General features: G+C 72.0%; 13 protein-coding genes. 9 read left to right on the top strand and 4 right to left on the bottom strand.

The window, feature by feature from the left end; genetic code table 11:
* Window positions 1-202: 202 nt before the first annotated feature.
* Window positions 203-646, top strand: coding sequence for a hypothetical protein (locus ACIBK1_RS02670; protein ID WP_396731764.1), 444 nt, complete (start codon window positions 203-205; stop codon window positions 644-646).
* A gap of 116 nt (window positions 647-762) precedes the next feature.
* A complete protein-coding gene (locus tag ACIBK1_RS02665; RefSeq protein ID WP_030512020.1) occupies window positions 763-1,140 on the top strand; it encodes a DUF3147 family protein in 378 nt (125 codons plus the stop codon).
* Between the two features lie 33 nt (window positions 1,141-1,173).
* Here ACIBK1_RS02665 and ACIBK1_RS02660 read toward each other — a convergent pair whose 3' ends face one another.
* Entirely contained in the window at window positions 1,174-1,818 is a 645-nt protein-coding gene (locus ACIBK1_RS02660; protein ID WP_051762716.1) for an isochorismatase family protein, read from the bottom strand.
* A gap of 95 nt (window positions 1,819-1,913) precedes the next feature.
* Between ACIBK1_RS02660 and ACIBK1_RS02655 the strand changes: the two genes are divergently transcribed.
* From ACIBK1_RS02655 to ACIBK1_RS02630, 6 genes are all read left to right on the top strand, one after another.
* On the top strand, window positions 1,914-2,552 hold the full coding sequence (locus ACIBK1_RS02655; protein WP_051762717.1) for a TetR/AcrR family transcriptional regulator: 639 nt from the start codon (window positions 1,914-1,916) through the stop codon (window positions 2,550-2,552).
* Window positions 2,553-2,709: 157 nt separating this feature from the next.
* Window positions 2,710-3,984, top strand: a complete 1,275-nt coding sequence (locus ACIBK1_RS02650; protein ID WP_396731760.1) for a cytochrome ubiquinol oxidase subunit I — start codon at window positions 2,710-2,712, stop codon at window positions 3,982-3,984.
* Window positions 3,985-3,997: 13 nt separating this feature from the next.
* Entirely contained in the window at window positions 3,998-5,011 is a 1,014-nt protein-coding gene (gene cydB / locus ACIBK1_RS02645) for a cytochrome d ubiquinol oxidase subunit II (RefSeq protein WP_030512024.1), read from the top strand.
* A 106-nt stretch (window positions 5,012-5,117) separates the two neighbouring features.
* Window positions 5,118-5,987 carry an MEDS domain-containing protein gene (locus ACIBK1_RS02640; protein ID WP_081904013.1) on the top strand — a complete coding sequence of 290 codons (870 nt, stop codon included), beginning with the start codon at window positions 5,118-5,120 and terminating at the stop codon, window positions 5,985-5,987.
* Window positions 5,977-6,780: an STAS domain-containing protein gene (locus tag ACIBK1_RS02635; protein WP_051762718.1), complete on the top strand. Its 804-nt coding sequence runs from the start codon at window positions 5,977-5,979 to the stop codon at window positions 6,778-6,780. Before ACIBK1_RS02640 ends, ACIBK1_RS02635 begins: the two co-directional genes overlap by 11 nt.
* A 48-nt stretch (window positions 6,781-6,828) precedes the next feature.
* On the top strand, window positions 6,829-7,350 hold the full coding sequence (locus ACIBK1_RS02630) for a hypothetical protein (protein WP_030512027.1): 522 nt from the start codon (window positions 6,829-6,831) through the stop codon (window positions 7,348-7,350).
* Between the two features lie 12 nt (window positions 7,351-7,362).
* On the opposite strand, the gene ACIBK1_RS02625 is transcribed toward ACIBK1_RS02630, so the two are convergent.
* The 3 genes from ACIBK1_RS02625 to ACIBK1_RS02615 all read right to left on the bottom strand — a co-directional run bounded on the left by ACIBK1_RS02625 (window position 7,363) and on the right by ACIBK1_RS02615 (window position 10,867).
* A complete protein-coding gene (locus ACIBK1_RS02625; protein WP_357312856.1) occupies window positions 7,363-8,409 on the bottom strand; it encodes a glucose 1-dehydrogenase in 1,047 nt (348 codons plus the stop codon).
* Window positions 8,409-10,268 carry a glycoside hydrolase family 15 protein gene (locus tag ACIBK1_RS02620; RefSeq protein ID WP_051762719.1) on the bottom strand — a complete coding sequence of 620 codons (1,860 nt, stop codon included), beginning with the start codon at window positions 10,266-10,268 and terminating at the stop codon, window positions 8,409-8,411. Before ACIBK1_RS02620 ends, ACIBK1_RS02625 begins: the two co-directional genes overlap by 1 nt.
* Window positions 10,269-10,456: 188 nt before the next feature.
* A complete protein-coding gene (locus ACIBK1_RS02615) occupies window positions 10,457-10,867 on the bottom strand; it encodes a winged helix-turn-helix transcriptional regulator (protein WP_231514174.1) in 411 nt (136 codons plus the stop codon).
* Between the two features lie 50 nt (window positions 10,868-10,917).
* Between ACIBK1_RS02615 and ACIBK1_RS02610 the strand changes: the two genes are divergently transcribed.
* Complete coding sequence (locus ACIBK1_RS02610) at window positions 10,918-11,814, top strand: NAD(P)-dependent oxidoreductase (protein WP_396731753.1); 897 nt, start codon at window positions 10,918-10,920, stop codon at window positions 11,812-11,814.
* The last annotated feature ends 69 nt before the right edge of the window (window positions 11,815-11,883 follow it).

Genomic DNA, 11,883 nt, shown 5'->3' with positions numbered 1-11,883 from the left:
CGGTCTCAGCACAAGCAAAGTCCGGAATCAGGGGCATTTGGCGGCTCTTGACGGCTTTCATACGGGTTCGAACCGAGTATTGACGCGCTCTGTACGCCGTCCACGCCGAGGGTTTCGCGCGTACCCGTGCCGGAAATCAACGCGGTTCAACCGGCGAGCGGCGCCCCCCGATCATCTGTGTCGGCTGGGGAGGGGACGCGGTGTGGGCGAGGTGACCGGCCAGATCGTGGAGGTCGTGCTGAAGGCGCTGGCCGGGGGCGTCTTCGTGCTGGCCTTCGCGGCGCTGGCCGAGATGCTGACGCCGAAACGGCTCGCCGGGGTGTTCTGCGCCGCCCCTTCGGTGGCCCTGGCCAGCCTCATCGTCACCGCCGGCATCGCCGGTGTCCCCGACGTCCTCGCCTCGGCCCGGGGCATGCAGATCGGCGCCGTCGGGTTCACCCTCTACTGCCTGATCGCCGTCCCTCTGTTGCGCAGGTGGGGCGCCTGGCGGGGGGCGCTGGCCGCGCTCGCCGTCTGGGGCGTCGTCGTGGCCATCGGTCACGCGCTGGCGCCGCAGGGCCTGCTCGGCGTCCGCACCACGACGGTCCCCGGCTCGCCTCCCGGGCCGGCGGCCCTGGACCTCGCGCCACCGGCGCGCCCGTCGTGAGCGCCCGCCGAGACGACGGCCCGGCTCCCGGCGGCGGGCGGCCTGCCGACGACGGGCCACCTCCTGATGGCGGCCGGGCTTCCGACGACGAACAGGCCTGCGATGACGAGCGAAAGGTGCGGCTGCGGCTCAGTGAGCTACGGCGACCGCCCAGGCGCGACTGGGCGGTCCGGTTCGCGTTCGGCGCCGGAGTGTCGGCCCTCGCCGGGGTGGTGTCCGTGCTGGCCGGCCCGCGCGCGGGCGGGATCTTCCTCGCGTTCCCGGCGATCCTGCTGGCGAGCGTCACCCTCGTCGCCAAGGAGGAGGGCGTACGCCAGGCCGGGCAGGACGTGCGGGGCGCGACCTTCGGCGCCCTCGGACTGATCGGCTTCGCCGTCATCGTGGCGCTCACGGTGACCACCTGGCCACTGTGGCTGTCCCTCACGGTCGCCACCCTGACCTGGGCGGCCCTCTCCCTGGCCCTGTACGCCACCGTGACCCGGCTGCGCCGCTAACCCTGCTTTAACCCTGCTTTGCGGGCCCCGGTTTCAGGCCGTCGCGGGCGCGAGCCGCCCCTGACGCACGCCGGCGAAGAACGTGCGGCCCGCCATCGTCATGGCCGGCTGGAACTCGCTCATCAACTGCGCGCGGTACGGCGCGTCGGCGAAGCGCGGCTCCAACTGGAACTCGGCGGCCAGCGACCACCAGGTGACCGGCACGACGCCGGACATCGCCATCCGCTGCACCGCCGCGTCGTGGGCCTCCCTGCTGAGGCTCGCCGTGGCGTCCACCACGACGTACGCCTCGTAGCCCTCGCGCAACGCGCCGAGCGCGGTCTGCAGCACGCACCCGTCGGTGGCGATGCCGCCGATGACCAGCCTGCGGCGGCCGGTGGCGCGAACGGCCTCGGCGAAGGCCGGATCGAGGAAGGAGTTGAACGCCGTCGTGCGCTCGATCACCGGCCGGTCGCCGATGACCTCCAGCAGTTCCGGATAGAGCGGGCCCGAGGGCTTGGACGCCTCACCGTTGGTCACCACCAGGCCGCTGCCGTACGCCGTGGCGGTCCTGGCGAGGCCGGCGACGTTGGCGATGTGCTCGCGCAGGTCGTGTGAGCGGAGCAGGTTGGCGAAGCCGACGGCGTAGTCGACCAGGACCACGGTGGTGTCGTCGGGGGAGAGCGGGGCGAGGTTCATCGCGATCACTCCTGGTATGCGGGGACTTCTACTGACCACGTGGTCAGTAATGTACGCCGACGTCGCCCCTAATGTCCACGTGTACAGTAAGCGGCATGGTGTCCGACGCGTCACAGTCCAGCGCCGCGGAGCCCGCGCCCGCCCCCCGGAGGAAGCGGGTGCGCGACCCCGAGGCGCGACGAGCCGCCATCCTCACCGCGGCACGCTCGGTCTTCGCCGAGCGCGGATACGCGAAGGCGACCATCAGGGAGATCGCGCAGCGGGCCGGGGTGACCCACGGGCTCGTGGTGCTGCACTTCTCCTCCAAGGAGCAGCTCTTCCTCGCCGCCGTGCCGGGGACGCGCGACCTCGCCGACAGCGTCCGGGGGGACGCCGAGGGCCTGGCGGGGCGGGTCGCACTCGCCTACGTCGCCCGCATGGAGTCGGCCGACAGCGCCGACCCCTTCATCGCCCTCGTACGCAGCGCGGCCGGTGACCAGGAAGCCGCCAAGGCACTGCTGCGGGCGATGCGAGAGGAGAGCATCGCCGCCTACCGCACCGTGCTCACCGGCCCGGACGTCGCGCTGCGGGTCGACCTGCTCGGCGCGCACCTCATCGGGGTCACGTTCAGCCGGTACGTCCTGGCCGACGGTCCCATCGCGGCGATGCCGGCGGGCGAGCTGACCGGCTACCTCACGATGACGCTCGACGGCATCCTGTTCGGCTCCGCAGGGGCGGCCCCCGCATCCTCCTGATCGGGTCACGGCCCCGATCATCTTCCGCGCGACGTGTGAGGATATGATCCGTCCACTCTTGCGGACTTTGCGAGAAAAGGGCTGATTTGTCGCACCCCCCACGCCCCGGACCTCTCCCCGCCGGTGACGGGCGGACATCGATGACGGGCGGACACCGGTGACGGACGAGACGCTGGCGCGCCTCCAGTTCGCGACGACGGCCGGTTTCCACTGGCTGTTCGTGATGCTCACCCTCGGCCTCGCCCCGCTGATCGCGGTGATGCACACCCGGCACGCCCTCAGGGGCACACCGCTCCTGGAGCGCATGACCCGGTTCTGGGGGCAGATCTACGTCGTGAACTACGTGCTGGGCGTCGTCACCGGCCTGGTCATGGAGTTCCAGTTCGGGCTGGCCTGGAGCGGGCTGGCCGAGTACGCCGGCAACGTCTTCGGCGCTCCGCTCGCGCTCGAGACGATCGTCGCCTTCTTCGCCGAGTCCACCTTCCTGGGCATGTGGATCTTCGGCTGGGGGAAGCTGCCCAAGGCGGTGCACGTCACGCTGATCTGGCTGGTCACCCTCACCGCGTACGCCTCGGCGTACTGGATCATGGTGGCCAACGGCTTCCTGCAGCACCCGGTGGGGCACGAGGTGCGCGGCGGCGTCGCCTACCTCACCGACTTCGGGGCCATGCTCACCAACCCGAACGCGATCAACGCGCTGGTGCACGCGGCCACCGCCGCGCTGATGGCCGGCGGAGTGTTCGTGGCGGGGGTGAGCTCCTACCACTTCCTCAAGCGCACGGCGGAGCGGGAGTTCTTCCGCGCCTCACTGCGGCTCGGCCTGTTCGTGGCCACGCCCGCGGCGTTCGTGGCGCTCTACTACGGGTTCGTGCAGATCCCGACGCTCGTGGACACCCAGCCGATGAAGGCGGCGACCCTGCAGGGTCACATCGACGACGTCGGCTCCCTGCGGGTCGAGGACGTGCAGGCCCAACTGGTGCAGCGGTTCGGCGCGGGGGACTACCGGCCGCCCTCCTGGATCGCCACCGCCTTCGACGTCATGCAGGGCACCGGTTATCTGATCTTCCTGCTGATCGTCGTGGCCCTCGTCCTGCTCTACCGGGACTGGTACCTCCGGTTCCGCCCGGCGGCGTACCTGCTGCTGGTCGCGGTTCCCCTGCCCTTCGTCGCCGCGCTCGGCGGATGGCTGCTGCGCGAGGTGGGGCGCCAGCCGTGGGTGGTGTACGGCGAGCTCACGACGGCCGCCGCGCGGTCGCATGTCGGCTCGATGACGGCGTCCCTGGTCCTGTTCTGCGGGGTGTTCCTCGCGCTGGCGGTCGCCGACGTGGCGCTGATCGCCCGGTACGCCCGCCGCGGCCCGGCCGCCACCGACCTGGGCGGCGCACCCGGCGACGGGCAGCCGGAGCGGCCCACCGCGTCGCTCGCTTTGTGAAACAGGAGCCCTTGTGACTTTCGGACTCGTGTGGCCGGCCCTGCTCGGGCTGCTGCTCGCCGGTTACTTCGTCCTGGCCGGTTTCGACTACGGCGTGCAGATGCTCACCCCCTGGCTCGGCCGCGACGACCGCGAGCGGCGCGCGCTGCTCAACGCCTTCGGCCCGTTCTTCCTCGGCAACGAGGTCTGGCTGGTGGCCGCGGCGGGGGTGCTGTTCGGCGCCTTCCCCTTCCTGGAAGGGCGACTGCTGTCCGGGATGTACTTCCCGTTCGCGGCGATCCTGGCCGGCATCGTCGTCGGCAACGCCGCCGTACAGTTGCGCAGCCGCCACCGGGGCGCCTCGGCACGCCGGCTCTGGGATGGGTTGATCTTCCTGGGCGGGCTGGTGCCCGCCGTGGGGTGGGGGCTCGTGACCGGCCGCCTCCTCGCCGGGGTGCCGCTGGACGCCCGGAACGTCTTCTCGATCGGACCGGCCGACCTGCTTCACCCCTTCGTGCTGCTGTGCGGCGCCACGACCGCGGCGGTGTTCCTCGCGCACGGGGCGGCCTTCCTGGCCTGGCGGACCGGCGGCGAGCCGGGCGCGCGGGCCGCGCGGGCCGGCGGTCGTGCCCTGCTCATGGCGGCCGTGGCGGCGGCCGCCGTCCTCGTCACCGGCTTCCTCACCTCGGCACGGCACGCCCTCGTCAACCCGTGGCCCGCCCTCGCGACCGGCGTTGCCCTGGTGGTCGTGCTCCTCGCCGGGGCGGCTCTGCTGCGCGCGGGCCGTTCGGGCCGTGCCTTCGCCGCGACCTCGTGTGCGGCCGCCCTGCCCGTCGTGGCACTCGGCGCGGGCCTGCACCCCTTCGCGCTGGTCTCCTCCGGGGCCCCCGGCACCGGCCTGCGGCTGGCGGAGGCGATGGCGGAGGCGGGCACCCTGCGGATTCTGACGGTCTTCGCCGCGGTCATGGTGCCGCTGATGGTGCTCTCCCAGGTCTGGAACTGGTGGATGTTCCGCGACCGGGCCGGTCGTACGCCGACGTACCTGTAGGTCCTCGCGCCAACACCGAGACCGATTCTTTACGAATGCCCGTCACTAGGATGGGTACTCCGATCAGGCAGTAGGCGGCGGGGACCGCCCCGGGGGTGGTGGCGCGGTGACGGTCAGTGCTGAGGTGCAGATCACGGACCTGACGATCAACGATCACGCATGCCTGACCTTCGGTGAGCCGGAGGAGTTGCTCGACCTCACCGCGGCGTTCGTACGGGACGGGCTCGCGGGAGGACTGCGCGTCGTCTGGCTGTGCGAGGAGCCGCAGGGAGCGGCGGCCGAGCTGAGCCGCCGCGGGATCGCCGTGCAGTCCGCCACCGAGAGCGGCCGGATGGACGTCGTCGCCTCTCAGGAGGGCCTGCTGTCCGGCCAGACCTTCGACCTCGATCACGCGATGGGGTGGCTGAGCTCCCAGATGGAGCTGACCTCGCACGAGGGCTACTCGGGACTACGGGTTGCCCTCGACATGGGCTGGGCGCTGCGGCCGGTCCACGGCGTGGAGCAGCTGCCCGCCTTCGAGGAGAAGATCGCGACGATCCTGTCGGACAGCAGCGTGTCGGTGTTGTGCCAGTACGACCGGGAACGCTTCGACCCGGTCACCCTCGCCTCGGTCTCCCCGTTTCACACGCGGGCGGTCACCGCGGCCACCTACTACGACGACCCGTTGCTGCGGATCTGCCGCCAGTACGCGCCGCCCGGAATCCGGCTGGCGGGACAGATCGACCGGGCGGCCGAGGACGCCCTGGTCCTGGCGCTGAGCGAGGCGATCAGGACGGACGGCCCCGTCACGATCAACATGGCCGAGCTGTCCTTCATCGACCTGTCCTGCACCCGGACGATCATCGACGTGGCGCGGAGCCTGGCGCCCGCCCGTGCGGTCGTCCTGCGCTGCAACCCCGCCATCGCGCCGCGGTTCGTGCTGCTCGGCGCACAGGGCATTCCCGGGATCAGCCTGGTGACCACGCATGAGCGATGACGGAACCTCCCACGCCACCCACGTCGCCTCGTGCTCCGGCGGCGAGAGGCGGGACGCCGGAACGCCGGTGCTGATCCTCGACCAATCGTTCGACCGCGGGTCGCTCTACCCCCTGCGGGAGACGCTGGAAGCCCACGTCGTCCACGCCGGGCTTCCCCACGGACGGTCCATAGACCTGGTCCTCACCGTCCACGAGCTCGCCACCAACGCGGTCTTCCACGGCTCGGGAACCGGACGGGCGAGGATCCGGCAGCTCGACGGCGTGCTGCGGTGCGAGGTCGCCGACCCCGGCTCGTCCGAGCACGACGCCGCCGCATGGCCGGTCAGGCACGGGCACGGGCTGTGGCTCGCCCGCTACCTGTCGGACCGGTTCACGATCGGCTCCGGTCCGGACGGCACCCGGGCCACGGCCGATTTCGCCCTCCCCGGGCCCGCGTCACGCCAATCCGCCACCCCCCGGCTGCGCCGTCTCGACTCGCACGCCGTCCTGGAGCTGGACGGCGCCCTCGACGAGCAGGCGGCCCCCCAGATCACCGCGGCGGTCGGCGAGCTCGTCTCCGGCACACCGGCGCCGAGGCTGGTGATCGACCTGTCCGCGGTGACCTACTGGGACAGCACCGGCATCACCGCCCTGATCGTGGCGCAACAGCGCGTGTCGGAGACGGCGGCGGGGATCCTGGTCCTGACCGGCCTCGCGGCCGAGTTCGCCGATCGCCTCGACGCGCTCAGCCCGGTTCCGTTCACGACCCGCGAGACACCCGCCGCGGCGGTCCACCTGTTTCCGCCCTCCTGAGGCACCCACATGTGCTGAAATGTGCCGGTGAATCGGACGAGGCAGGCGATGGGTGAGATGCTCATCTACCTGTTCGCGGCCTTCCTGATCACCGGCGGCGTCCTGGCGTTCTCCTACGTGCCCAGCGGCGAGACGGTCTCCTACACCGGCGACTACGAGCCGCTGCGAGGCGTGCAGATGAGCGCCGCCTACCATTCGATCCTCGACATCAGCTTCGACGATCACGGCGGCCTGCTCGCACGGCAACTGCACCACCGCTGCGCGATCCTGCTCGGCCTGGGGACCGTCGTCTGGGCCCTGCTCGGCCGGTTCCGGTACGCGCTCCCGGTGCTGGGCCTGGCCGCGGTCGCCGAACTCGGCGGCTACGGGTCCGCCGACGACCTGCTGTCCGGCACCTTCCTGACCAGGGTGCCCATTCCCGTCTGGTACGGCCTGCACCTTGTGGCGGCGCTCGCCGTGGGCGCCCTGCTGGTCGTCTCCTCCCGCCGGGAGGCCGCCCGGCAGCCCAGGACGGCCGGCTTCGTGGCGGCGACCCTCGGCCTCACCGCCATGCTGATCTTTGTGCTGTGAGCGGGAGAGCCGTCACAACTCGACGACGACCTTGACGTCCTCCGGCCCGGCGGTGAAGGCGTCCCGGAACGACTCCAGCGGCACCCTGCGGGTGATCAGCCGGTTCAGCCAGGCGAGGTCGGCCTTGGCCAGGGCGTCGGCCGCGGTGGCGTAGTGGCCGCAGTTGGCGTTGACCGAGCCGATGAGCACGTCGTTCTCCAGCACGATGTCGCGGTTGAGGCTGCCCGCGTCGAGCGTGATCCGGCGCCCGGCCGAGGAGACGCCGGTGAGACAGACGATGCCGTACGGCGCGGTGTTGGCCGCCACGGCGAAGATGACCGGCCCCGCGCCGGTCGCCTCGATCACCACATCGGGGCGCACCTTCGCGGCGACCTCTGCGGCGTCCCCGGCGTGGTAGACCGCGCCGAGGTCCCGTACGAGGGCCGGTTTGGGGCCGTCCGTGACCCGGTCGAGAACGTGCACCTCCAGCCCGCGCTGCACGCCGAGCAGCGCCGCGAGCAGGCCGATCGGACCCGCGCCGGTGACCAGCGCGGTCTTCGGCGCGAACCAGGCCCGGGCGCCGACCTTCTCCACCTCGTCCCAGGCCTTGGCGACGACGCTGGTGGGTTCGAGGAGCATTCCGACGTCGGCCAGCCGAGGGTCGAGCCCGACGGCGTAGCCGGGCTCGACCACCCAGCTCTGACTTGCGTATCCGTCGAGTTCCTTGATGCCGCGCTCGGTGTAACGACCGTTGCGGCACATGTCGAACTGCCCGTGCGCGCAGGCGCCGCACGGCACCGGGTCGGGCCGGCGGACCACTCCGACCACGAGGTCACCCGGGGCGAAGCCGCTGCCGGACGGCGCCTGCCGCACCCTGCCCAGCGATTCGTGGCCGATGACCAGGCGCTCGCGGCCGGGCGGGGCCCAGCCGTACTCCCCTGCGGCGATCTCCTTGTCGGTGCCGCACACGCCGACGGCGAGACCGTCGACGAGCAGGTCCCCCTCGCCCGGCTCCGGATCGGGGACCTCGGTGACGGCCAGGGAGTCCTTCAGCGACGGAATGACGGTGAGAGCGCGCATCAGCGCTCACCTCCAACGTGATCGCGGCCGTGCGCGGTGCGCTCGGCCGGCCGGGCGCCGGACAGGTGAAGGGCGGCGTTCACCAGCCCGACATGACTGAACGCCTGCGGGGTGTTGCCGAGCTGCCGCCCGGTCCCGGGGTCGTACTCCTCGCTCAGCAGCCCGAGGTCGTTACGGAGGCTCAGCAGCCGTTCGAACAGCTCGTACCCCTCCCGGTGGCGGCCGAGGCCGTACAGGGCGTCGGCGAGCCAGAACGTGCAGGTGACGAAGGCCCCCTCGGTGCCGGGAAGGCCGTCCACGTTGCCGTCGGCCTGCGGCTCGTAGCGCAGCAGGAACCCGTCGGAGCACAGCTCGCGTCGCACCGCCTCTACGGTGCCGGCCACCCGCGGGTCGTTCCACGGCAGGAACCCCACCCGGGGGATCAGCAGCAGGGCGGCGTCCAGCCCCTTCGAGCCGTAGAACTGGGTGAACGTGCGCCGCTCCGCGTCGTAGCCGCGGTCGCACACCTCGGCGTGGATCTTGTCGCGGGTGGCGCGCCACCGATCCGCGGGCCCGTCCAGGCCGAATCGTTCGACGGCCCGCACGGCGCGGTCCAGGCCGGCCCACGCCATGACCTTGGAGTGCACGAAGTGGCGGCGGTCGCCGCGCACCTCCCACAGCCCGTTGTCCGGGTCGTCCCAGTGGCCTTCCAGGAAGTCCAGCAACGCCCGTTGCAGGTCCCATGCCTGCTCGTCGGCGTGGATGCCGGCCGTCCTGGCCAGGTGCAGCCCGTCGAGGACCTCGCCCCACACGTCGAGCTGGAACTGCCCGGACGCCGCGTTGCCCACCCGCACCGGAGCCGAGCCCTCGTAGCCGGGCAGCCAGTCCAGCGTGTATTCCGGCAGGCGGCGGGTGCCGTCGATGCCGTACATGATCTGCAGGTCGGCCGGGTCTCCGGCCACGGCCCGCAGCAGCCACTCCCGCCAGGCCCTGGCCTCGGCGACGAAGCCGGTGCCCAGCAGCGCCTGCAGCGTGAACGTCGCGTCGCGCAGCCAGCAGAACCGGTAGTCCCAGTTGCGTGGCCCGCCCGGCTGTTCCGGCAGCGAAGTGGTGACCGCGGCCACGATGCCGCCGGTCGGCGCGTACGTCAGCGCCTTCAGCACGACCAGTGATCGGCGCACGGCCTCCTCCCACCGGCCCTCGTATCGGAAGCCGCGCATCCACGACGTCCAGAACGCCTCCGTGTCGGCGAGGGCCTTCTCCGCGTCCACCGGACGTGGCATGCGCTCGTGCGAGTGCCGGTAGGTCAGCACGAACGGCACCCGCTGCCCGGCAGCCACCTCGAAACCAGCGTAGGTCGTCATGTCCTCGCCGCTGAGCGGCACCGGCGTCTTCAGCCAGGCGGCGTCCGGTCCGGCGACCGCCGCGAGCCGTCCGTCCTGGTGGCGCACCCAGGGCACGATGTGCCCGTAGTCGAACCGCAGCCGCAGCGCCATCCGCATCGGCACCCGTCCGCTGACCCCCTCCACGACGCGCACCACGTCGGCCGCCTCACCGCGTGGCGGCATCGCGTCGATCACGCGTACGGATCCCTCGGGGGTGTCCCACTCCGTCTCCAGGACGAGGGAGTCACCGCGGTAGCGGCGGCGCGTGCAGAGCCCGCCCGCCGCGGGGGCCAGGCGCCAGAACCCCGCCCGTTCGTCGCCGAGCAGGGCGGCGAAGCACGCGGGGGCGTCGAACCGGGGCAGGCACAGCCAGTCGATCGACCCGTCGCGTCCCACCAGCGCGGCCGTGTGGAGGTCGCCGAGCAGCCCGTAGTCCTCGATCCGCAGTGCCACCGCGCCTCCCCCTCCGGCGGTCGATCTCGTCCTCGCGGACATGGGCCGAGCTACCCGGGCAAAGACCACGTATGCGCTGGGCAAAGAACCGCTGATCGTGGGGGCGGGGCTTCACCGCCTACCCACCTTTTTGTGGGTACTTGTCGGCTGGGGCCGAGCGGCGTGAAGCTGGTTGCGGGCAGCCGGAAGGCGGCCCGATGCCAGGCGGGAACGGGGGTGACGGCGGTGTGTCAGGAGACCGGCAGGGGCCCTGCCTGCGCCTCCCCGGACGGCATCCCCTCGGATGGCGCCTCCCCGGACGGCGCCTCCCGGGCCAGCTTCTCCAGGCGGCGATGTCCCCAGTCGGACAGCGGCGCCAGCGCCTGGGAGAGCTCACGGCCGAAATCGGTCAGTGAGTACACCGTCTTCAGCGGGCGGCCGTCGTGCACCTCACGGTGCACCAGCCCGTCGGCCTCCATCTCCCTGAGCGTCTGAGTCAGCACCTTCTCGGTGAGGCCCGGCAGCCGCCGGACCAGCTCGCCAGGGCGACGCGGAGCGGATTCCAGGAGCCAGAGCAGGATCGTCTTCCACTTGCCGTCGATCACGGCGATCGCGGCGGTGACCCCGCAGACGTTCGTGTCTCCGGCACGGCTACGCGTCATCTTTCCATTCCGTTCAGCGCCTTCGCTGTCATGCATGCAGGAGTCGAGACATGAGCCAGCACGCCCACCAGTCTGCCGTCACCGTGCTCGGCCTTGGGCCGATGGGCCGGGCCCTGGCCGGGGCCTTCCTGGACGCCGGCCTCCGGACCACGGTCTGGAACCGGACGCCGGGCAAGGACCGGCAGTTGGCCGAGCGGGGCGCGTACGGCGCTCCCACACCGGAGGCGGCTGTCGCCGCGAGCGAGCTGACCGTGGTCTGCGTGGTGAACTACGACGCGGCGGACGCCGTCGTGCGGCGCGAGGCGGTCGCCGGCGCGCTCGGGGGACGCACGCTCGTGAACCTGACGGCCGACACGCCCGGCCGCGCCCGGAGCACCGCGGCCTGGGCCGCCGGGCACGGCATCGAATATCTCGACGGCGCGATCATGACGCCGACCACGACCATCGGCACCCCGGCCGCGGTGTTCCTGCACAGCGGCCCGGAGGAGCTCTACCGGCGGCACCGGCCGGTGCTGGAGGCCCTCGGCGGCACGCACACCCATCTGGGCGAGGAGATCGGCCGGGCGGCGGCCTACGACATCGCGTTGCTCGACGTCTTCTGGACCGCGATGGCGGGCTACGCGCACGCGCTGGCGGTGGCGCGGGCCGAAGGGGTGACCGCGCGGGAGCTGGCGCCGTTCGCCAAAGGCATCGGCGCGATCCTGCCGCCCATCTTCGAGGAGGCGGCGGCGGAAGTGGACAGCGGCGGGTTTTCCGGCGAGGGCAACCCGATCACCTCGGCGGCCTCGTCCATGGCCCACGTCGTCCATACCTCCGAGGCCCACGGCATCGACGCGAGTGTGATGCGCGCGGCCGAGGGCTGGGCCCGCCGCGTCATCGCAGAAGGCCACGGCGCCGACGGGTTCACCCGGATCACCGAGCTCCTCACCGCCCACGCCCACGCCTGACCCGGCTTCCGGACGCCCCCAGTCCGGCTTGCAGACGCCCCCGGCCTGTCGTCCCCGGCCCGGCTTGCA

Origin of the sequence: Microbispora rosea, from assembly GCF_044460045.1 — a bacterium.
Taxonomy (GTDB): Bacteria; Actinomycetota; Actinomycetes; order Streptosporangiales; family Streptosporangiaceae; genus Microbispora; species Microbispora rosea.
Note: the sequence above shows the minus strand (reverse complement) of the source record. Positions and strands in the feature narration are given on the sequence as shown.